18 protein-coding genes and 1 pseudogene are annotated in these 21630 nt (G+C 71.0%); 7 read left to right on the forward strand and 12 right to left on the reverse strand.

Features of this window, described 5'->3' with window-relative positions; all coding sequences use genetic code 11:
• Window positions 1-113 precede the first annotated feature (113 nt).
• Complete coding sequence (locus tag ACWCQM_RS36085) at window positions 114-1799, reverse strand: DUF885 domain-containing protein (protein ID WP_450919296.1); 1686 nt, start codon at window positions 1797-1799, stop codon at window positions 114-116.
• 78 nt (window positions 1800-1877) lie between these two features.
• Window positions 1878-2408, reverse strand: coding sequence for an Lrp/AsnC family transcriptional regulator (locus ACWCQM_RS36090; protein WP_450919297.1), 531 nt, complete (start codon window positions 2406-2408; stop codon window positions 1878-1880).
• 59 nt (window positions 2409-2467) lie between these two features.
• Here ACWCQM_RS36090 and ACWCQM_RS36095 point away from each other — a divergent pair, with 59 nt between their 5' ends.
• Window positions 2468-3727: a trans-sulfuration enzyme family protein gene (locus tag ACWCQM_RS36095; protein ID WP_450919298.1), complete on the forward strand. Its 1260-nt coding sequence runs from the start codon at window positions 2468-2470 to the stop codon at window positions 3725-3727.
• Here the strand turns inward: ACWCQM_RS36095 and ACWCQM_RS36100 are convergent.
• The 3 genes from ACWCQM_RS36100 to pdxR all read right to left on the reverse strand — a co-directional run bounded on the left by ACWCQM_RS36100 (window position 3618) and on the right by pdxR (window position 8462).
• Window positions 3618-5045: a GNAT family N-acetyltransferase gene (locus tag ACWCQM_RS36100; RefSeq protein ID WP_450919313.1), complete on the reverse strand. Its 1428-nt coding sequence runs from the start codon at window positions 5043-5045 to the stop codon at window positions 3618-3620. The genes ACWCQM_RS36095 and ACWCQM_RS36100 overlap by 110 nt on opposite strands.
• Before the next feature lie 212 nt (window positions 5046-5257).
• Window positions 5258-6838: an alkaline phosphatase D family protein gene (locus ACWCQM_RS36105; RefSeq protein WP_450919299.1), complete on the reverse strand. Its 1581-nt coding sequence runs from the start codon at window positions 6836-6838 to the stop codon at window positions 5258-5260.
• A 160-nt stretch (window positions 6839-6998) separates the two neighbouring features.
• Complete coding sequence (pdxR, locus tag ACWCQM_RS36110; RefSeq protein WP_450919300.1) at window positions 6999-8462, reverse strand: MocR-like pyridoxine biosynthesis transcription factor PdxR; 1464 nt, start codon at window positions 8460-8462, stop codon at window positions 6999-7001.
• 47 nt (window positions 8463-8509) lie between these two features.
• Here pdxR and ACWCQM_RS36115 point away from each other — a divergent pair.
• Window positions 8510-8875, forward strand: a pseudogene (locus ACWCQM_RS36115) (EamA/RhaT family transporter); the annotation flags it as partial.
• Window positions 8876-9403: 528 nt separating this feature from the next.
• Here ACWCQM_RS36115 and ACWCQM_RS36120 read toward each other — a convergent pair.
• On the reverse strand, window positions 9404-10234 hold the full coding sequence (locus ACWCQM_RS36120; RefSeq protein WP_450919301.1) for an alpha/beta fold hydrolase: 831 nt from the start codon (window positions 10232-10234) through the stop codon (window positions 9404-9406).
• A 168-nt stretch (window positions 10235-10402) separates the two neighbouring features.
• On the opposite strand from ACWCQM_RS36120, the gene sigJ reads away from it, so the two are divergent.
• Together sigJ and ACWCQM_RS36130 are read left to right on the forward strand one after the other, a co-directional pair.
• On the forward strand, window positions 10403-11329 hold the full coding sequence (gene sigJ, locus ACWCQM_RS36125; protein ID WP_450919302.1) for an RNA polymerase sigma factor SigJ: 927 nt from the start codon (window positions 10403-10405) through the stop codon (window positions 11327-11329).
• Between the two features lie 355 nt (window positions 11330-11684).
• Entirely contained in the window at window positions 11685-12452 is a 768-nt protein-coding gene (locus tag ACWCQM_RS36130) for a GntR family transcriptional regulator (protein ID WP_450919303.1), read from the forward strand.
• A gap of 457 nt (window positions 12453-12909) precedes the next feature.
• On the opposite strand, the gene ACWCQM_RS36135 is transcribed toward ACWCQM_RS36130, so the two are convergent.
• The 3 genes from ACWCQM_RS36135 to ACWCQM_RS36145 all read right to left on the reverse strand — a co-directional run bounded on the left by ACWCQM_RS36135 (window position 12910) and on the right by ACWCQM_RS36145 (window position 16025).
• Window positions 12910-14067, reverse strand: coding sequence for an ROK family protein (locus ACWCQM_RS36135; protein WP_450919304.1), 1158 nt, complete (start codon window positions 14065-14067; stop codon window positions 12910-12912).
• 130 nt (window positions 14068-14197) lie between these two features.
• A complete protein-coding gene (locus tag ACWCQM_RS36140) occupies window positions 14198-14848 on the reverse strand; it encodes a response regulator (protein ID WP_450919305.1) in 651 nt (216 codons plus the stop codon).
• A 4-nt stretch (window positions 14849-14852) separates the two neighbouring features.
• Window positions 14853-16025 (reverse strand): sensor histidine kinase, encoded by a 1173-nt coding sequence (locus ACWCQM_RS36145; RefSeq protein WP_450919306.1) that lies wholly within the window; start codon window positions 16023-16025, stop codon window positions 14853-14855.
• 108 nt (window positions 16026-16133) lie between these two features.
• Between ACWCQM_RS36145 and ACWCQM_RS36150 the strand changes: the two genes are divergently transcribed.
• The 3 genes from ACWCQM_RS36150 to ACWCQM_RS36160 are packed head-to-tail and all read left to right on the forward strand — an operon-like array spanning window position 16134 to window position 18313.
• Window positions 16134-17069: an ABC transporter ATP-binding protein gene (locus ACWCQM_RS36150; protein ID WP_450919307.1), complete on the forward strand. Its 936-nt coding sequence runs from the start codon at window positions 16134-16136 to the stop codon at window positions 17067-17069.
• A 5-nt stretch (window positions 17070-17074) separates the two neighbouring features.
• On the forward strand, window positions 17075-17818 hold the full coding sequence (locus ACWCQM_RS36155; RefSeq protein WP_450919308.1) for an ABC transporter permease: 744 nt from the start codon (window positions 17075-17077) through the stop codon (window positions 17816-17818).
• A 57-nt stretch (window positions 17819-17875) separates the two neighbouring features.
• Window positions 17876-18313, forward strand: a complete 438-nt coding sequence (locus ACWCQM_RS36160; protein WP_450919309.1) for a hypothetical protein — start codon at window positions 17876-17878, stop codon at window positions 18311-18313.
• A 144-nt stretch (window positions 18314-18457) separates the two neighbouring features.
• On the opposite strand, the gene mug is transcribed toward ACWCQM_RS36160, so the two are convergent.
• The 3 genes from mug to ACWCQM_RS36175 form a co-directional block, all read right to left on the reverse strand.
• A complete protein-coding gene (mug, locus tag ACWCQM_RS36165) occupies window positions 18458-19021 on the reverse strand; it encodes a G/U mismatch-specific DNA glycosylase (RefSeq protein WP_450919310.1) in 564 nt (187 codons plus the stop codon).
• Between the two features lie 39 nt (window positions 19022-19060).
• Window positions 19061-20503: an adenylosuccinate lyase gene (purB, locus tag ACWCQM_RS36170; protein ID WP_450919311.1), complete on the reverse strand. Its 1443-nt coding sequence runs from the start codon at window positions 20501-20503 to the stop codon at window positions 19061-19063.
• An 85-nt stretch (window positions 20504-20588) separates the two neighbouring features.
• The gene (locus tag ACWCQM_RS36175; protein ID WP_450919314.1) at window positions 20589-21425 is read right to left on the reverse strand and encodes an SGNH/GDSL hydrolase family protein; all 837 of its coding nucleotides are present in this window, start codon (window positions 21423-21425) and stop codon (window positions 20589-20591) included.
• Between the last annotated feature and the right edge of the window lie 205 nt (window positions 21426-21630).

Consider the following 21630-nt stretch of genomic DNA (forward strand, 5'->3'; position numbering starts at 1 on the left):
TGACGGTAACGGCGAAGAGGGGACCGGCGATCGATCGCCGGCCCCCTCGGCCTCGGGCCGCCCCCCGGCCCTCCGGGATCTCGGGACCCCGCCAGGCCCCGGCCCGGCAGGGGTCAGAGCCGGGACAGCTCGTCCACCAGGTCGTCCAGGCCCAGCGAGCCCTGGGACAGGGCAGCCATGTGCCAGGCCTTGAGGTCGAACGCGTCGCCGTGCGCCTTACGGGCGTTCTCCCGGCCCAGCAGCCACGCACGCTCGCCCAGCTTGTAGCCGATCGCCTGCCCCGGCATCGACAGATAGCGGGTCAGCTCGCTCTCCACGAAATCGGCGGGACGGCCGCTGTGGCTGCCGAAGAACTCCTCCGCCAGAGCCGGAGTCCACCGCTCACCCGGGTGGAAGGGCGAGTCCGCGGGAATCTCCAGCTCCAGGTGCATGCCGATGTCGACGATCACCCGGCAGGCACGCATCATCTGCGCGTCGAGATAACCGAGGCGGCGCTCCGCGTCGGGCAGGAACCCCAGCTCGTCCATGAGCCGCTCGGCGTAGAGCGCCCAGCCCTCGGCGTTGGCGCTGACCTGGCCGACCGAGGCCTGGTAGCGCGAGAGGCTCTCGGCGACATGCGTCCACTGGGCGATCTGGAGATGGTGGCCCGGCACGCCCTCGTGGTACCAGGTCGACACCAGGTCGTACACGGGGAAGCGGGTCTCGCCCATCGTGGGCAGCCAGGTGCGGCCGGGGCGCGAGAAGTCCTCCGAGGGACCGGTGTAGTACGGAGCGGCGGCGCCTCCCGCCGGGGCGATCCGCGACTCGACCTTCCGCACGCGCTCGGCGAGTTCGAAGTGGGTCCCGTCGAGCGCCTCGATCGCCTCGTCCATCAGGCTCTGCAGCCAGACCCGGACCTCGTCCACGCCCTCGATGTGCTTGCCGTGGACATCGAGATGGGCGAGCGCCTCCCACGGGCCCGCGCCCGGAAGGATCTTGTCGGCCTCGGTCTTCATCTCGGCCAGCAGCCGGTGGTATTCGGACCAGCCGTACGCGTACGCCTCGTCCAGATCCAGGTCCGTGCCGTTGAACTGGCGTGCCCAGCGGGCGTAGCGCTCGCGGCCCACGGTGTCGGGAGCGCCCTCGATCGCGGGGGCGTACACGTCCCGCATCCAGTCCCGGAGGGCGACCAGGCTCGCGGCGGCCTGGCCTGCTGCCTCGTCCAGCTCCTCGCGCAGCGAGTCCGGGCCGTCGGCCACGAAGTCCTGGAAGAAGCCCGGGCCGTCCTGCCCGGCCCAGGCGCCCAGCTGCCCGATGAACGTGGCGGTCGGGCGCGGGCCGGCGTACAGCTTGCGCTCCAGACCGAGCGCGAGCGAGGAGCGGTACCCCTCCAGCGCGGCCGGAACGGCCCGCAGGCGCTCCGCGACGGCGGCCCAGTCCTCGTCGGTGGCGGTAGGCGTGGCCGTGAACACATCACGGAGACTGTGGGCGGGGGAGTGGATGTTGGAAACGGCCCGGAGGCCCTCCTCGGCCTCGTGGACGGCGAGTTCGGCCGTCAGGCGCTCCCGCAGGAGCCGTGCGCAGCGCCGCTCCTCCTCGGCGTCCGCCCCCGGCACCTGCTCGGCGACGTCGAGTTCGGCGAGCGTGCGGCGGATGAGTGCGGCCGAAGCGGCCTGACCGGTGGGCGAGAAATCGGGCAGCCGGCGGGAGCTTTCCGCGACACCGAGATAGGTACCGGTGATCGGGTCGAGTTCGATGATTGCGTCGACGTACGCGTCGGCGACCTGGCGCGGCAGTGCGCTGCTCGAAGTGTCTGACATGTGGACATCCTCGTACGGCGAGGGCCCTCCCGTCACGGGGAATCCGACTTCGGACTCAGCCATGATCCAAACGGGACTCTACGGTTCGGGGGAGTCGGAGGACGTCCCGGCTGCGCCGCCGGCGGACCGCGTCCCGGACGAGGGCGGCATCAGCGGACCGCACTCCCACTGCTGGAAGATCAACCGCGTGTCCACCCGGGCCACTTCGCGGCGGGAGGTGAACTCGTCCAGCACCAGGCGCTGAAGATCCGAGGGGTCCGCCACGGCCACATGCACCAGATAGTCGTCGGGCCCGGTGAGGTGGAAGAACGCCCGGGACTCCGGCAGCGCCCGGATCCGCTCGACGAACGGACCGATCAGATCCCTGCGGTGCGGGCGGACCTGCACGAGAAGCAGCGCCTCCAGACCCCGCCCGATCCTGGCCGGATCGAGCCGCAGCCGGTGCCCGAGGATCACCCCCGAGCGGCGCAGCCGCGCCACCCGGTCCAGACAGGTGGACGGGGCCACCCCGACTTCGGCGGCGAGCTCCCGGTAGGTCGTCCGGGCATCGTTCTGCAGCAGACGCAGAATATGCAGATCGACCGGATCGAGAGCGACGGATTCAGGCATTCGGCGAACGTAACACGGGTACGGGGCACACTCGGCCGGGTGTTGTTCAGGCTGGTGGCATGGACACCGAAGCCTCCTCGCCGACATCCCCGGTCCCCTTCCGGTCCAGGGCGCTCGCCACCGAAGCCGTGCACGCGGGACGCGACGATCTCGCCTCTCTCGGGCTGCACGCCGCGCCCATCGATCTGTCCACCACCTATCCCTCGTACGACTCCCGTGGAGAGGCCGAACGCATCGACGCCTTCGCCACCACAGGGGCCAGGCCCGAAGGACCGCCGGTCTACGCACGGCTGGACAACCCGACGACCTCCCGCTTCGAGACCGCGCTCGCCCAGCTGGAAGGCACCGCGAGCGCCGTCGCGTTCGCCAGTGGAATGGCGGCGCTCACCGCCGTGCTGCTGGCCCGCGCGAGCCTGGGGCTGCGCCATGTCGTCGCGGTGCGCCCGCTGTACGGATGCAGCGATCACCTCCTCGGCGCCGGGCTGCTGGGCACCGAGGTGACCTGGACGGACCCGGCGGGAATCTCCGACGCGATCAGGCCGGACACCGGCCTCGTGATGGTCGAGACGCCCGCGAACCCCACGCTGGCCGAGATCGACATCCGGGCCGTGGCGCACTCCTGCGGCTCGGTGCCGCTGCTGGTGGACAACACCTTCGCCACCCCCGTGCTCCAGCGGCCGACCGCGCACGGAGCCAGGATCGTGCTGCACAGCGCCACGAAGTACCTCGGAGGCCACGGAGATGTGATGGGCGGTGTCGTCGCCTGCGACGAGGAGTTCGCGGCGACGCTGCGGCAGGTGCGGTTCGCCACCGGAGGCGTCCTGCATCCGATGGCCGGCTATCTGCTGCTGCGCGGTCTGTCGACACTGCCGGTACGGGTCCGCGCGGCCTCTGCCTCCGCGGCGGAACTCGCCCGCAGGCTCTCCGCCGATCCGCGCGTCGCCCGGGTCCACTACCCGGAGGTGGGCGGCGCGATGGTGTCGTTCGAGGTCTTCGGGGACCCTCACAGGATCATCTCGGCGGTCCGGCTGATCACACCCGCCGTGAGCCTCGGCAGCGTGGACACCCTCATCCAGCATCCGGCCTCCATCAGCCACCGCATCGTGGCCGAGGGAGACCGGCGGGCCGCTGGTGTCGGCGACCGTCTGCTGCGTATGTCGGTCGGACTGGAGGACGTCGAGGATCTCTGGGCCGACCTGTGTCAGGCGCTCAGCGACGAACCTGCTGTTCCGCCTGCCCGGTCCGGGGGAGCGGCCGTGCCGCCGGTGTCACGGAACCGGCCGTCGGCTGGGCCGCGGACGGGGTCAGCCGGGCGGTGATGACGAGGGTGCCCTCCTCGATCTGGTAGTCGAGAGGCAGCGACAGCGCCCGCATGGCGGCGACCATCCCCGTGTTGTGGGCCTGTGTCACCGCGTACACGCTGTCGCAGCCCGCCTCGACGGCCAGGGCCACCAGCCGGCCGAGGAGCTCGGAACCGATGCCGTGGCGCTGCCAGTCGTCCTCGACGAGCAGGGCCACCTCGGTCTCGTCCCCGTCCCAGAGCAGGTGGCCGAGCGCCACCAGCCGGCCGGAGGCCGTCTGCACGGCGAGGGTGCGGCCGAAGCGCGGGCTGAGCAGGTGGTCCAGATAGCGGTCGGCGTCCCGGACCGGGCCGTGGTAGCGCAGGCCGAGCGTGCGCTCGGAGCAGCGGTCGTGCATGGCACGCGCGGCACCGAGGTCGGAGCGGTCAGCGCGGCGGACGGTGATCTCGTTGCCCTCCGGCAGCGTGAGGATGTCCTCGCTGCGCGGGACGCGCGGGCCGAGCCGGGTGTCGAGCTCGACCAGGGCGCGGGCCCGGGCGAATTCGGTCGGGGTGAACGGGAGGTACGGCCGCTCGACGGTGATCACGCCGCCCGAGGGATCGCGCAGCCGCATCACGGTGTCCTCCAGGACACCTTCGACCGGCGCGCTCTCCCCGGTGGGGCGGCCGGTGACCGACAGGGCAGGGAGCGAGTGGATGGTGCACCGGCCGAGGAGCTGGCGCAGCGCCAGCGGAAGCTCGGCGGCGTCCAGCGCGGTGCGGGTCGCGAGCCCGAGGACGCGGGTGGGCGTGTCCACCAGGTCGTGGGCGTCCGCGCGCTCGATCCAGGTCGAGGAACCGCCGGCGGCGGAGATCTCCCGGGTCAGCTGCTGGGGCGTCAGCGCCGCCGGGGCGCGCAGCAGGAACTCGTCGACGGTGCCTTCCGCCAGCGGGTGGGTCTGCAGGGTCAGGATGTCGATCCGGTGGCGGGCGAGGGCGATGCAGAGGGCGGCCAGGGTGCCGGGGGTGTCCCGTACGGTCGTCCGCATCCGCCACAGCACCGTCTCGAACACCTCGTCGGCGCCCGAGCCGGTGACGGCGGCGGCGACCCCGGGATCCGCGCCGGCGCCGGTATCCGGGGGCGGCGCGTGGCTGTGCCTGCGTGCCCACCATGTGTGGAACGCGGCCGTGGCGATCAGGGCCACGGCCGAGGCTCCGAGGAGATAGGGCCCGTCGGGCTGGTGCCCGATCAGATTGGCGATCGCGTCGGCCACGGCGACCGCCGTGAACAGTGCGGCCAGCTCGATCAGGTCCCGCCGCCAGTGGTGCGGACGGCGGGCACTCTTCGCGGATGTCACATCAGTCATGTCTCCTACTGTGACCGAACGGTGTTGCCTGATCACGAACGGATTGTGACTGATGGGTTACGTGTGGATCTGGTCGCCTTCAGCACCTTTCTCACGCCAAGGGGAGGGGCCCGCCCCTTGCTCTCGTGAGGGCTCCGCCGCACGCCGTACCGAGGGCTCCGAGCGGGGCCACCGGCCCGGCCGGAGCCCTGGCCGGCCTCAGGTCACTGCCCGGTACGCCCCGGCTGCAGCACCTTGGTGAACAGGACGGTGCCGCCCTGGGCCCGGAGCCGCACCGTCAGCTCCCCGCTCCCGCCGTCGATGTCGACCTCTCCGAAGAACTGCGGCGACTCCATGGGCGATACGTTCGCCCGGTCGGGTGCCCGGACGAAGACACGCTCCGGTCCGAAGGTGCCGTCCAGCGCGTTGGCCGGGAAGCCGCCCGCGGCGAGCGGCCCCGACACGAACTCCCAGAACGGCGCGAAGTCCTTGAACGCCGCGCGCTCGGGTGCGTAGTGCTGAGCCGAGGTGTAGTGCACATCCGCGGTGAGCCAGACGGTGCCGGTGATACGCCGGTGCTTGATGTACCGCAGCAGCTCCGCGATCTGCAGCTCCCGCCCCAGCGGCGCGCCCGGATCGCCCTGCGCGACCGCCTCGAAGTCCGTGGCACCGTCCGGGACCACCAGTCCCAGCGGCATGTCGGCCGCGATCACCTTCCACACCGCCCGCGACCGTGAGAGCTCGCGCTTGAGCCAGGTCAGCTGCTCGGCGCCGAGGATGCCCGTGGTGTCGTCGGACTGCCTGTTGGGGGAGTTGGAGTTGCGGAACGACCGCATGTCCAGCACGAACACGTCAAGCAGCGGACCATGGCGTACGACGCGGTGCATGCGCCGCTCCTGGGGCGACGCCTGGAGCGTCGGTACGGGGAAGTACTCCCTGAACGCCCGCATCGAACGCGCGGCCAGCAGATCCACGTTCTTCTCCGTGTACCGGACGTCGTCGAGGATCTGCCCGGGGTACCAGTTGTTGCGCACCTCGTGGTCGTCCCACTGGACGATGGAGGGCACCTGCGCGTTGAAGGCCCGGACGTTGTCGTCCAGCAGGTTGTACCGGAAGTTGCCCCGGTACTCGTCCAGGGTCTCGGCCACCTTCGACTTCTCGGACGTCGTGATGTTGCGCCAGACCCGCCCGTCGGGGAGGGGCACGCTGGGTTCGAGCACCCCGTCCGCGTAGATGTTGTCACCGCTGCACAGGAAGAAGTCGGGGTTCAGGCGGCGCATCTCGTCGTAGACCCGGTAGCCGCCGATGTCGGGGTTGATGCCCCAGCCCTGGCCCGCGATGTCGCCGGACCACAGGAACCGCACCCCGTCCCGGCGGGTCGCCGGAGCGGTGCGGAAGGTGCCGTACACAGGCTTGCCGGTGCGGCGCGGGTCGTCCGGGTCGTGGAGCGTCACCCTGTAGTGCACCTGCTCGCCGGCCGGCAGACCGTACAGAGGTGTCGTCCCGGTGAAGTCGGTGAGGGAGCCGATCAGCGGGCCGTGCCAGGTGCGGGCGCGGCGGAAGGACTCGGTCGCCGACGTCTCGACCACCATCCGGGCGGGGCGGTCCGAACGCACCCACACCAGGGCGGACGACGCCGTCACATCACCGACCTGCACGCCCCAGGACGCGCTCGGCCGGCCCGACAGCGCGAAGGCGGGCGCGGCCATGAGCGTCGCGGGTGCGGCGACCGCGGCCGAGGCGAGGAGCGAGCCGCGCAGGACTGCGCGGCGGGCCGGGGCCGGGATGCGGGGACGGTTCGACATCGATGCGCCTCCAGGGCGAGCTGGACTGCCCGAACGGCTGCTCCGTACAGGCGGCTTGCGGACCCATACCTAGTCCCCGGCGGCAGCGGCCACGCCAACCACAGATGAACAACCGGTCGCGCCGTGCCTCAGGGCCGTCCCGTCATCCCTGGGACAGCCCTCAGGCCCGGACAGCGTCGGCCAGGAGACGGATGCCTCGGGTGATGACCGCGGGGGCCAGATGCGCGTAACCGAGCATGAGCGGGACCGTGCCGTCGTCGTGGTCCTGGGCGCGCCCCGCCGCGTACGAGGCCAGTGAACGAAGCGCGATACCGGCCCCGGCGGCCCGCCGCAGGAAGTCCGTCTGCGGTCCGTACCGTTCGGGGAGCCGGGCGATGATGTGCAGACCCGCGGCGATGCCGCTGACCTCCGTGCCCGGGAAGTGGCCGGCGAGTGCCTCCGTCAGGGCGTCCCGGCGCTCCCGGTACGCGCGCTGGCAGCGGCGCAACTGGCGGTCGTAACCCCCGCCCGTGACGAAGTCCGCCAGGACCGCCTGGTCGAGCGAGGGGTTGCCGAGATCCATCGTGCGCTTGCGGGCCACGATCTCGTCGGTCATGGCGGCCGGGGCGATCAGCCAGCCGAGCCGCAGACCGGGCGCCAGGGACTTGCTGACCGAGCCGGTGTACACGACGTGCTCCGGGTCCAGGCCCTGGAGGGCACCGACCGGCGCGCGGTCGTAACGGAAGTCGCCGTCGTAGTCGTCCTCCATGATCACCCCCGAGGTGTCGCGGGCCCAGTCGAGCAGCGCGCCGCGCCGCTCGGCGGAGTAGGCGATCCCGGTGGGGAACTGATGCGCCGGGGTCGTGACCACGGCGCGCACGCCGGAGCGCAGGAGAGGCGCCAACGCGAGCCCCTCGCCGTCGAGCGGAAGGGGAACGGCGGTCAGCCCCGCGGAGGCGAACAGCGAGGCGTGTTCCGGGCTTCCGGGGTCCTCGACACCGACCGAGGCCGCGCCTTGCGCGCGCAGGACGAACCCGAGAAGTGTCGTCGCCTGGGCCACGCCCGAACACACCACCACCCGCTCAGGATCGGCCACGACGCCGCGACGCCTGGCCAGCAGGGAGGCGAGGGCCACACGCAGCTCCGGCAGGCCGCGAGGATCGGGATAGCCGAGGGCGCTGTGCGGCAGCCGGTCCAGGGCCGCGCGGTGTGCGGCAGCCCAGGCGCTGCGCGGGAACAGCGACAGATCCGGCGTGCCCGGACGGAAGTCCACCCGCGCGCCGGTCGCACGCGGTGACAGATCCCGCGCACTCCCCGCCGATGGCCGCACCGCACCGCCCACCCAGGTGCCCGCCCCACGGCCCGCGCGCAGATAGCTTTCCGCGGTCAGCTGCTCGTACGCCTCGGTCACCAGCCCGCGCGAGACCCCGAGATCGGCGGCGAGTTCACGGCTGGCGGGCAGCCGGGTCCCGGCCGGCAGCCGTCCGGAACGCACGGCCTCCCGCAAGGCCGACTGCAGGGCCCGGCCCCGCTGGCGCGGAGGAGCTGCCACGGCGGGAAGCAGCAGCTCCCAGGCGGCGGACGCGGGAGGGCGGCCCAGTGGCGAGGGCGGGGCGGGCGGTGGATTGGTCCCCGAAGACGTCATGGAAGTGGACCTTAAACCGGACCGCGAGGAAATCTAGCGTCACCCGCATGAACGCAACTTCCCTGCGCGGAGCCCTTCTCGCCGCCTTCGCCTGCACCCTCGTAGGCGCCTCCTTCACCGCCAACAGTGTCCTCGGCGACTATCCGTACGCCGGCGGCCAGGCACTGCGATACGGCCTCGCGGCCCTGCTGCTCCTGCCCTTCCTCGGCCGGCGGGGTGTCGATGGGCCGGGCGCGCTGCGGAAACTCTCACGAGGCCTGTGGGGGCGTCTGGCAGCCCTCGCCGCCATCGGAATGGTCGGCTTCAATCTGGCCGTTCTGGCGGCGGAACGTTCGGCGGAACCAGCCGTTCCCGGCGTCCTCGTCGGATGCGCGCCCATCGTCGTCGGCGTACTGGTGCCCGCGCTCGAGGGACGCCGGCCGTCCAGATCCGTCCTGTACGCGGCCGGACTCGTCGCGGCCGGAGCCTTCACCGTCCAGGGCTGGGGCCGTACCGACCTGCCGGGCATCCTCTACTCGGTGGGGGCGCTGGCGGGGGAAGTCTGCTTCGCGGTCCTGGCGGTGCCGCTGCTCCGGCCGCTCGGTCCGAAGCTGCTGTCGGCGGCCGTGTGCGCCGTGGCGGCCCTGGAGTCCGCGCTCCTGGGTGTGCTGGTCGACGGGGGTGGATTCCTGAGGGTTCCCACGGCGACGGAGACGGTCGCGCTGCTCTGGCAGGCGGCCGTCGTCACCGTGATCGGGTTCGTGTGCTGGTACAGCGGGATGCGGCGCATCGGCGCTGAACGCGCCGCGCTCTTCTCCGGGCTGATCCCCGTGTCGGCCGCGCTGACCGCGCCCCTGGTGGGAACCGGGACGTACGGCATCGGCCAGGGCGCGGGAAGCCTGCTGGTGGGCCTCGGGGTGGCGCTCGGCTCGGGGGCGCTCCGGCGGGGCCGCCCGGCCGGGTCAACGACTCGTGTCGAGGATGACCCGGGCGACGGCGGCAGGGTCGTCGTTCATCGGGACGTGGCCGCAGCCCGGCAGGCGCACCAGGCGGGCGCCCGGGATGATCTGCTTCGCCCTGATGCCCTGGCGGCGCAGGAGCAGCCGGTCCTTGGTGCCCCAGGCGACGGTGACGGGCACGTCCGGCACGCCCTCGGTGAACGCGACGGAGAGGCCCGCCGTCAGTGTCTGGTGGAAGCCGGTGGCCGTACGGAGGGCGACGGTCTCCGCCACGACGGCCTCGGGTGAACGGCGCCCGGGTCGGGCGTAGATGGTGCTCGTCAGCGCCGTGCGGCCGGGCGCGGTCTTCGACAGCCGCTCGATCAGAGGCATCGGCATCACGAGGGCCGCTCCGCGCATCGCCCGCAGCACACCGAAGGCGTATCGGCGCTCGCTCGGTGTCCAGAAGCCGGCAGGGGAGAGCGCCGTCACGGACCGTACGAGCTTCTCCCGGCCCAACTCCAGCGCCAGCAGGCCCCCCAGGGAGTTTCCGGCGACATGCGGACGCACCAGGCCGAGCGTGTCGAAGAACGAACCGAGCACCGGCACCATGGTCCGTACGTCGTACGCGAGCCCGTCGGGCAGCGCCGGCGAGGCGCCGAAACCGGGCAGGTCGACGGCTATGACGTCCCGCTCGGCGGCCAGGATGCGCAGGACCGGTTCCCAGGCCTGGTGGTGATGGCCGATGCCGTGGAGCAGCACCAACGGCTCTCCGGAGCCGGAGCGTTCGTATGTCACTCCGACGACGCGGCGGCCGGCGGGTGAATCGACTGCGAACGAGACCGTGGTGGTCATGCTGCTCCTCGGGACGGTCGTGCCTGGCCGGACAGACGTGAATGAGACTGCCCGTCAACAATGATTACCGCCGGGTAGCTTGCAGTTCAAGGGGTGCGCGGCTCCTCAGGAGTGAGGTGAGCGCGATTCCCGCTGGACGGTCTCAGTCGCATCGGATGGGATGAGGGAGTGACTGCCGACACCGTGACCGATCTCTTCGAAGAACACCGGCCCGTCCTCACCGGGGTGGCGTACCGCATGCTGGGACGCGTGGCCGATGCCGAGGACGTCGTGCAGGAGGCATGGCTGCGCTGGTCGTCGGAGGGCCGGGGGGATGTGCGCGAACCTCGGGCCTTTCTCGTGACGATCACCACACGTCTGGCCATCGACCGGCTGCGCCATCTGAAGTCCCGGCGCGAGGCGTACGTGGGGCCCTGGCTGCCGGACCCCGTGGCCACCGAATTCGGCCAGGCCGTCCCCGACTCCGCGGAACGGGCGGTCCTGGCCGACTCCGTGTCACTCGCCGTGCTCGTCGTACTCGAGACCCTGTCTCCCCTGGAGCGCGCCGTCTTCGTCCTGCGCGAGGCCTTCGGCTTTCCGTACGCGGAGATCGGCGCCACGCTCGACCGGTCGGAGGCGGCGGTGCGGCAGCTCGCCGGGCGCGCGAAGCGCCATGTGGAGGAGCGCAAGCCGCGGTACGACGTGGATCCGGCGGTGCGGCGCGATCTCACCGAGCGTTTCCTCTCCGCCGCGGCGGGCGGGGATCTGAAGGGGCTGCTGAGCCTGCTGGCGCCCGATGTCCGTCTGGTCAGCGACAGCGGGGGCAAGGCCAAGGCGCCCCGGCGGATCATCGAGACCGCGGACAAGGTCGGCCGCTTCCTCGTCGCCGTGGGGCAGGAACGGTACTGGCCCACGGGTGTCGCGGTCCGGATCCGGGAGATCAACGGGGGCCCGGCCATCGTGTTCCTCGCGGACGGGGCGGTGTCGGCGGTCTTCCAGCCGGAGGTCACTGACGGGGTCATCCGCTGCGTCTACATCCACCGCAACCCTGACAAACTGGCCACCCTGCGCGTCGCCGGTGAACTCGACCTCGACGTCGGCGTCGACATCGACTAGAGGGCCCGGTCGGGTGGCCGCCGGCGTGCGCGTGCCTCTCCCCGGCCCCTTGCTGCCCCCTGGCGCCTCTTGCCGTCCCTTACGGCCCTTGTGTTCGACCCTGCCGCTGAGCTCCCCGGTCACGCGAATCGCATCACCGGGGAGCTCCATGTCGTGCGGGTACGCCGTGTTGCGTGGGTGCGCCGCCGTACGAACGTCCCGTGAACGCTCTGCGGCAGGAGGTCACCCCGCACTGTCACGGGGTGAGCATTGGTCTTGACCAAGGTCCTGCACCGTCCTAAGGTCTGAACGATAAGGCAGGAACCTTTAATAAATAACGTCGCGGAAAAGCCGCCGGGCGATTGCGGAGGACAGGGTGGGGACCACGCAGCTGGAAACGGTGCAGGAGCCGAAGTACTGGCACCTCAAGACCGTGCTCAGTGAGGCACTCGACTCGGACTTCGCGGTGGGAGAGGTACTGCCCAACGAGCGGGAGCTCGCCGCGCGCTTCGGCGTCGCCAGGGCAACGCTCCGGCAGGCTCTCGAACAGCTCGAACTCGAAGGCAGGCTGCAGCGGCGCCGAGGCGTGGGCACGACCGTGGCCCCGCCCCGGGTCGGGGTGGCGGTAGCCACCGCACAGCAGGGCTGGGCGGGCGGTGACTCCGACGAGGCGTGGCAGCCCGTCGAGTGCACCACCGCGATCGCTCCCGCCTCGGTTGCCGCCGTGCTCGGCTTGGACGCCGAGGCGCCCGTGCACGTGGTGCGCCGTATCCAGGCCACCCACGGCCAGGCCGTCGCGGCGGAACTGCTCTACGTTCCGCAGGCGTCCGTTCCCGAACTCTCCGCGATAGAGGCGCCGTCCGGACCGGCCAGGGCCCGGAGCGTCCTGCGGGAGCTGCACCGCCTCGGCCTCGACGGCCAGGACCGCTCGGTGGAACTCGGCTCCGCGCGCGCCGACGACGCGAAGGAGCTCGACCGGCTTCCGGGCGCCCCGGTCCTCGTCGTCACGACGCGGTACTTCGCCGCCGCCGGAACGGTGGCCGTCTCCGTCGCCACCTACCGCGCCGACACCTGCCGGCTCACGTTCGGGGACTCCGGAGCACTGGAGATCAGCCACGAGGAGCAGGAGCGCAAGGCGTCCTGACACCGGCTCCCGCCCACTCGCAGCGCATCGGGCTCTCCTGCCCTCCGCTCTGGCGCTGCCCGGGCCTTGCGGCCGGTGGCTCGGTCCTGCTTCTCGGGGCGTTCCGGTCCGGGGTGTCTCTTTCGCGGCCCGTCGCTGACAGCGGCGGGCCGCTACCGATTTCGGCGCAGGCAGCCACGGTTGGCGGCGCGGGTGGCCCGACGGTGCTCGATGGGTGCCGCCAGGGTGCGTGGCACGGGTGGCCACGGGTTGGCGGCGCGGGCAGCCACGGTTGGCGGCGCGGGTGGCCCTGGGTGGTGGCGCGGGTGGTCCGGGGTGGTGGCGCGGGGGCCCCGGTGCTCGGCCCGGTTCGGCACTGCCTCCGCTCGGGCACTGCCTCCGCTCGGGCACCGTCACCGGCTCGGGCCGGTACTGCCGTCGGCTTGTGCGGGTGCTGCCGTCGGTTGCGGGTGGTACCTCAGCGACGGGCGGTCACTGAGCCTTCCACGGCGAAGAGCTGCTCCTCCACGTGGTCCAGTGCGAGCCGCAGCGCCCCCGTGGCGACGGCAGCCTCCCCGAGGAGTGACAGGGCGACCCGTGGCGGACGCAGGCAATAACGGGCGAGCTCGTCGCGGAGCGGATCGAGGACCCCGTCCAGCCCGGCGGCCCAGCCGCCGACCACCACGATCTCCGGATCGAGCGCCAGAACCAGGGCCGCGACATCGTGCACCAGCCGCTGGATGAACCGTGCGACAGCCGCCTGTGCACCGGCGTCTCCGTGCTTGGCTTTGGCGAACACCGCGGCCACCGCATGCTCGTCCAGCGGGTCGAGCGGGGTGTCCGTCGTGGACAGAAGGTGCTCGGGCGTGACATCGCGGCCCAGGAGATGCAGCGCGCCTATCTCCCCTGCCGCACCGCCGAACCCCCGGTGCAGCCGCCCGCCGATCAGCGAACCAGCCCCTGGGCTCAGGCCGGCCAGGACGAAGACGATGTCGTCGGACTCGGTGGCCGCCCCCTTCCAGTGCTCGGCCACGGCGGCCGCGTTGGCGTCGTTCTCGACCAGGACGGGGCACCGGAAGGAACGCCGCAGCCTCTCGCCGAGCGCGAGGCCGGTCCAGTCCGGCAGTGCCGTGGCCAGCCGCACGGTTCCGTCGGCCTCGACGATGCCCGGGCTGCCCACCCCGACCGCCCTCAAGCTGCTCCGCTGCACCCCGGTCCGGCGCAGAACATCGGCGATCATGCCTCTGACCTGGTCGAGCCTGTCGTCCGCGCATGCCGTCTCGGAGACATCGCGCGAGCCTGCGCCGACGATCCGGCCGTCCAGCCCGGAGAGCAGCGCGGAGACCCGGTGAGGGCCGATCTCGATCCCCAGCAGATACCCGGCCTCTGCCCTGAATCTGAACCGCCTCGCGGGGCGGCCCTGGCGCCGGGTCCCGCTTCCGTCGGGCTCGGCTTCGACCACCAGGCCCGCACTGAAGAGTCCTTCGACAACTCCCTCGACCGTGGGACGGGACAGACCTGTGATCCGGGTCAGGTCCGTGAGCGTGGGGGAATCCGCTCCTCGCAGGGCGTGCAGCACCACAGCGGAATTGATCCGCCGAAGCAGAGACGGGTCCCCACCGGTCAGCCGGCTCACCGTGTGTCCTCCCAGGTCGTGCGCGTGTCTGCCGGATCGTACTCGCTGCCCTCGACCGCGGCGAGCGGCCCCCGGAGAGAGACAAACGGAGTCGGGTGCGCGCCGAGCACAGGCTGGGCGCGGCTTCTGCTCAGCGTGGGGCCACGAAGCCGGACTCGTAGGCGGCGATCACCGCCTGTGTGCGGTCCCTGGCACCCAATTTCGCGAGCACCGAGCTGACATGTGTCTTCACCGTCTCGACGCCGACCGTGAGCTTGGTGGCGATCTCCGCGTTGGACAAGCCCCGCGCCATCAGGCGGAGCACCACCGATTCGCGCTCGGTGAGCGCGGCGCGGTCCAGAGCGGCCCGCGCCCTGCTCGTACCGTAGTCCGCGGCGAGCTGCCGGACCGCGGCGGGAAACAGCAGTGACTCGCCCTCCGCCACCAGCCGCACCGCGTTCACGATCTCTGTCGGCCGGGCCCGCTTGAGCAGGAACCCGTCCGCACCCGCACGCAGCGCCTCGTAGACGTACTCGTCGTTCTCGAATGTGGTCACCACCAGGATCTTCGGCGGATCAGTGACGGTGCGCAGCACGGCCCGGGTTGCCTCGATGCCGTCCATCAAAGGCATGCGCACATCCATCGCCACGACATCGGGCCGCAGTTGGCGCACCAGCGGGATCACCGCCGCACCGTCGGCGGCCTCACCCACCACCTCGATGTCGGACTGTGCGTCCAGGACCGCGCGCAGCCCCGCGCGCACCAGGGGTTCGTCGTCGACCAGGAGTACGGTAACCGGCATCCCGTCAGCGTATGTGGTCCAGCGGGAGGCTCACGCTCACTCTCCATTCCCCTTCGTGCGGGCCGGTTCTCGCCCGGCCTCCCAGCAGCGCGGCCCGCTCACGTATGCCCCTCAGCCCGCTCCCGCCGCCGGCGCCGCGCGGCGATCCGGAGAGAGGGTTGGCCACCTCCAGTTCCAGACGTTCCTCCACCACGACGATCCTCACCCGTACGGGAACGGAGCCCGCGTGACGCAGCACGTTGGTGAGCGACTCCTGGAGAATCCGGTACCCCTCGCGGGATACCGGGCCGGGCACGAGATCCAGCGGGCCCGTCAGCTCCGCCTCGATCTTCACCCCGGAGCCGCGAGCCGAGTCCAGCAGCCTGCCCGCTTCGGCAAGGGTCGGACGACCGCTGACGGGAAGATCCGATTCCCGCAACACCCTCAGGACGCGTTCGAGATCGTCCAGTGCGTTGCGCCCCGTCTCCTCGATGGCGGCGAGTGCCCGGTCGGTGAACTCCGGATCGCCGGCGGTCCGGGCGGCCCCCGCCTGCACCACCGCGACCGTCAGCGCATGCCCGATCGAATCATGAAGCTCGCGGGCGATCCGATTGCGCTCCAGCAATTGCTCCGTGCGCTCTTCCAGAGCCGTCAGCCGCTCGGTCGGTGAAGGGCCCAACAGCCCCCTGGCCGCGGCCGTGGCCACTTCACCGCACAGGACGATCAGCCCGAGCAATATGAGGATCGGCAAGGGCGAGAGCAGGGCGCACAGCCATCGGGCCTCGATGTGACCGGTCAGCCAGTCCAGGCTGGGTCTCGCCCCGATCGAGGCACGGACGAGGTCGAACGTCGTCGCGGGCAGCCAGACAGTGGCGAAGCCCGCGGCGGCCGCGAGCAACAGCCGGACCTCGAGCCAAGCTACGGTCCGCCAGCGCTCCGCCCATGTGGTGGCGGACGCGACGGATATCGAGGCATCCGCGCGGCCCCGCTCGGCGGGGGTGAGGAGCAGCTGTGCTTGTACGCCCTCGACGAGCCGTATCGCAGGCAGGAGCCCGGCAGGCACGGCGAAGACGAAGGGCATCCACGGGGTGTCCATGGAAATGAACAGCCACACGCTGACGACTGCGGACGGAATGAGCAGATGCAGCCAGCGGCTGTATGTGACGGGAGCGGCCAGCGGTCCGAGAAAGTGGCGCATGTCCGCCATCGTGTCAGCGCCCGGCGGAGAGCGGCTCCCCCGAGCGAGGGAGATGATCCCCTCGGACGGGGGAGGCCGGAGGCCGGGTCCGCAGGCGAGGGTTGGGACATGACCAGCATCGACGTGCGTGAACTCACCAAGAATTACGGGCCCACACGTGCCGTGGACCGGCTCACGTTCAGCGTGAGGCCCGGCCGTGTCACGGGGTTCCTCGGCCCCAACGGCGCGGGCAAGTCCACCACCATGCGACTCGTGCTCGGCCTGGACAGGCCCACCGCCGGGACGGCGACGATCGCCGGACTGACCTACGCCTCACTGGACAATCCTCTGCGCAAGGTCGGCGTTCTCCTCGACGCCGGAGCGGCGCACGGGTCGCGCGTCGCCCGCGACCACTTGCTCGCTCTCGCCGCGAGCAACGGCATAGCCGGCGGCAGGGTCGACGAGGTGCTCGAGACGACGGGGCTCGCGGCCGTCGGGAAGCGGCGTATCAAGACGTTCTCGCTCGGCATGCGGCAGAGGCTCGGTATCGCGGCAGCGCTGCTCGGTGATCCCGAGGTGGTCATGCTCGACGAACCCTCGAACGGGCTGGACCCGGAAGGCATCGTCTGGATCCGCGAGTTGCTGCGGACTCTGGCGCGAGAAGGCCGGACCGTTCTCGTCTCCAGTCACCTGATGAACGAGACCTCATCCTTCGCGGATCACCTGATCGTCCTCGGCAGAGGCCGGCTCCTCGCCGACATGCCGATGCGGGAATTCCTCGACTCCCGCAGCCTGCCCGCTGTGCAACTCCGTACCACCGATACTCCCCGGCTCCGTGAAGCCCTGATTCACAAGGGGTACGCGCCCGTGCAGGGTGACGACGGGCGTCTGACCGTCGAGGGGGCCACTGCGGGGGAGATCGGCGCCACCGCAGCACGCGAAGGTATTCCGCTGCTCGAGCTCGCCGTTGTGCGAGCGAGCCTGGAGGAGGCATACCTCGACCTGACCGCGAGCGAGACCCCCTTCGCCGCAGCCTCGTCCCCGACCGCCCGCAAGGAGGCCTGAACACCGTGACCATGTCGGCTTCGGCAGTACTGCGCTCCGAATATATCAAGATCAGATCGGTGCGGGCGGTGTCGGGATCCCTGATAGCGGTCTTCGCTGCCACGATTGCCATCACCGTGCTCGCGTTCGCCACGGTGGGGCAGGCGGAGGCGGCCGACGCAGGCAACGATCCCTTGTTCTCCGCCTTCCACGCACTCAACTTCGGCCAGATCGCCGCCATAGCCTTCGGGGCGAGCGCGGTGTCGACGGAGTTCCTCAACGGCGCGCTGCGGATATCGCTCGCGGCAGTCCCGAACCGAAGCCTCTTCTATGCGGCCAAGATGTCGGTGATCGGCGGCCTCGCCCTCATCACGGGTCTGGTCACCAGCTTCTCAGCGTTCCTGGTGGGGCAGATGTTCATGGGCACGCACGCGATCGGCCTGGGCGATCCCGGAGCGCTGCGAGCGGCGTTCGGCGGCGGTGTCTATCTGGCGCTGATGGCTCTCTTCGCAGCCGGGCTGACAGCGTTGCTGCGCAGCGCGGTTGCTGTGCTCAGCCTGCTCATTCCCTTCATCCTGCTCGTTTCCTTCGTGGTCGGAGACGTCGCGGGAGTCATCGCCCAGTATCTCCCCGACCGTGCCGGACAGTTGGTGCTCCACGGGCACGAACAGGGGAGCCTCGGGCCGTGGGCGGGCCTGGCCGTCACCGCCGGGTGGGCGGGAATCGCGCTGTTCGCCGGCTGGTGGACCCTGAACCGCCGTGACGCCTGAAGCGCGGACGTGGACCGCCAGGGGCCATGTGTCAGTGCGAGAAGGTTTACTGACGGTATGACCACCGCACACCACCTCCGCCTCATCGACGGGATGCGCACCAGAGACTTTCCGACGGCGCGCGTTCCGTCAGGCTCGGGAGTCAGCGGACCGGGCTATCACACGGCATCGCTCCTCGGCGGGGACGGCCAGGAGGAGGGGGACGAAGCCGACCGCCTCGAACACCGGGCGCAATGCCTGGCCGAGCACGACGCCCTCGTCACGCTGCTCACCCTGCGCTGGGGCGAGCCGCAGGTCGTCAGTTTGTGGAGCGCACAGGAACGATTGATGGCAGGGGAGGCGATATCCGAACCTTGGGCCGAGCCGGTCGCGAGCTGCGAGTACCTCCAGTTGTGGCGCGCACAGGACCGGTGGCTCGCCCTCGTGCTCTACCTGGAGGACGAAGGGCCGGGCTGCGAGCTGAGCGTCCTGGTCACCGTGGTCGACCCGCCCTGAGCTACCGGCACGTTCCCGACCGGCACGTTCCCGACCGGCACGTTCCCGACCGGCGCGCTCCCGACGGGCAGGCTCCCGACCGGCAGACTCTCGAACGGTGTTGCTCGGGGGAGGCAGGCTCTCGAACGGCGCCGTTCGGGGGAGTCAGGAAGGGCCGGTCCGGTCGAAGGGGCCCTCGGAGACCGCCGCCAGCAGCCGGGCGTACTCGTCGGCCATGGTGCTCACCGTCCAGTGGGCGTTCAGACCGCTCGGATTGGGCAGGGCCCAGACCCGCGTGCCGCCGACGGTGCGTTCCTGAGGGCCGATCCGGGCACCGCGTTCACCGAAGGCGGTGCGATAGGCGGTGACGCCGACGACGGCCAGCCAGGCCGGGCCCAGCTCCTCCACCTTGGCCGACAGCAGCCTGCCGCCCTCACGGAACTCCTCCGGGCCCAGCTCGTCGGCCCGTGCCGTTGCCCTGGCCACCACATTGGTGATGCCCAGGCCGTACTCCAGGAGTTCGCCCTGTTCCGACGGCTTCAGCTGTCGGGGCGTGAAGCCCGACCTGTGCAGCACCGGCCAGAACCTGTTGCCGGGATGAGCGAAGTGGTGCCCGGTGACAGCGGTCATGAGGCTCGGGTTGATGCCGCAGAAGAGCACGCGAAGACCGCCCGCGACGACGTCGGGGACGACGCGGTCGCGGGCGGCGTGGAGCTCTTCGGGAGTCATCCGGCGGTTCCGGGATTCATCCGGCGGCGGGGAGGGACGTCAGAGAATGGAGCCGGGGGTGTAGGCGGCGGCCTCCGGGTGCTGCTTGGCGATCTCTTCGATCCTGGACACCAGGGAGGTGACCTGATCGCCCGCCGCACCGGTGAACGACAGCTTGTCGGCCATCAGCGCGTCGAGCTCCGCACGGTCGAGGGGGATCCGTTCGTCGGCGGCGAGCTTGTCCAGCAGCTCGTTGCGCTCCGCGCCCTGCTCCCGCATGGCGAGGGCGGAGGCGACGGCGTTCTCCTTGATGGCCTCGTGGGCGACCTCGCGGCCGACCCCGGCCCGCACCGCACCCATCAGCACCTTGGTGGTGGCGAGGAAGGGAAGGTAGCGGTCCAGCTCACGAGCCACGACCGCGGGGAACGCGCCGAACTCGTCGAGCACCGTGAGGAAGGTCTCCAGCAGACCGTCGAACGCGAAGAACGCGTCGGGCAGCGCCACCCGGCGGACCACGGAACAGGACACATCGCCCTCGTTCCACTGGTCGCCCGCCAGCTCGCCCGTCATCGACGCGTAACCGCGCAGGATCACCATCAGGCCGTTGACCCGCTCGCAGGAGCGCGTGTTCATCTTGTGCGGCATGGCCGACGAGCCGACCTGACCCGGCTTGAAGCCCTCGGTCACCAGCTCGTGGCCGGCCATCAGCCGGATGGTCTTGGCGACGGACGAGGGCGCGGCGGCCAGCTGTACCAGCGCGGTCACCACGTCGTAGTCGAGGGAACGGGGGTAGACCTGGCCGACGGAGGTGAAGGCGTGCGCGAAGCCGAGGTGCCCCGCGATGCGCTGCTCCAGCTCGGCGAGCTTGCCCGCGTCGCCGCCGAGCAGGTCCAGCATGTCCTGCGCCGTGCCGACAGGCCCCTTGATGCCGCGGAGCGGGTACCGGCCCAGCAGGTCCTCCAGCCGCCCGTACGCCACCAGCAGCTCGTCCGCGGCGGTCGCGAAGCGCTTGCCGAGCGTCGTGGCCTGCGCGGCGACGTTGTGCGAACGGCCCGCGATGACCAGCTCGCGGTATTCCGCCGCCAGCTTGCCGAGACGGGTCAGAACCGCCACCGTGCGGTCCCGCATCAGCTCCAGCGAGAGCCGGATCTGCAGCTGCTCGACATTCTCGGTGAGGTCCCGGGAGGTCATGCCCTTGTGGACCTGCTCGTGGCCGGCGAGAGCGTTGAACTCCTCGATCCGGGCCTTCACGTCGTGCCGGGTGACCTTCTCGCGCTCGGCGATGGAGGCCAGGTCGACCTGGTCGATCACACGCTCGTAGTCGGCCAGCGCCGCGTCGGGCACCTCGATCCCGAGGTCCTTCTGAGCGCGCAGCACCGCCAGCCACAGCTGACGTTCCAGCTTCACCTTCTGCTCGGGGGACCAGAGGACGGCCAGCTCCGTGGAGGCATAGCGGCCGGCCAGGACATTGGGGATGCGAGGCTTCGCAGACACAGCAGTCACGTGTCCGGATTCTACTGGCGGTTTCTGCAGGTCCGCGCCGCGGGCCGGTCTGTGGCTTCCTACGAAGCCCGGGGGCCGTCCTAGGTCAGCCGTCCACCCGGCGCCAGCCCGTCACCGGTCCGGGAACCGCCACGTCCTCGGGAGTGATCCAGAACGCCTGGCCGAGCTCCGCGTCGAACTGCGCGCCGGCCCGCCCGTCACCGGACGAGCGCCCGGTGAGCCGGCGCCCGATCCAGGGCAGCAGATGCTGCCGGGCGAAGCTGATGTCGCCCGCCCGTCGCTGAACCCACCGCGCGGGCGGGGAAGCGGGCGCAGGTGTCTGCCAGTCGCTCTCCGCGGGCAGCCCCAGCGTCTGCCAGACCGCCTCGGCGACCCGGCGATGCCCCTCGGCCGTCAGATGCAGCCGGTCCACGTCCCACATTCGCGGATCGCTCAGCGACGGCGCGCCGTACAGGTCGGTCACCAGAGCGCCGTGGCGTTCGGCCAGATCGCCGACCAGCGAGAACAGCTCTTCCATGCGAGGGCGGAAACGTTCGAGCACCGGGCCGTTCCGGCCGGGGCTGCGCATCAGGACCAAGGTCTTGCAGGCCGGAGCGAGCCGCTCCACCGCCTCCTCGAGCCGACCGCGCACCATGCCCATGTCGCATTTCGGCCGGAGCGTGTCGTTCAGTCCGCCGACGAGAGTGATCACGTCGGGCTGCAGTGCCGCGGCGACCGCGACCTGTTCATCCACGATCTGGCCGATGAGCTTTCCCCGCACCGCGAGGTTGGCGTACCGGAATTCCGGTGTGCGGACCGCGAGCCGGGTGGCGAGTACATCGGCCCACCCCCGGTAGGAACCATCGGGCAGCAGATCAGACATGCCCTCGGTGAACGAGTCGCCGACCGCGACGAGACTGGTGTAGGAGGCATTCAATTCCATGGCGCTGCAAATCGTACCGTGACGGAAACCGGCGGCCGTGTGGGCAGGAACGGCGCGGACAGGAGCACGGACGGAGGCGGAGTGACGGCAGGAGAGCAGTAGGGACGGAGCCCCGCCCTTGAGGCCGCCGACAGCGATGACCTTCTTCTTGCCGGGGCGTAGCCAGACGAGCTTGGCGCGGGCCTGCGTCTGGGCCTCGCTCAGT

This window comes from Streptomyces sp. NPDC002125 (genome assembly GCF_053593715.1).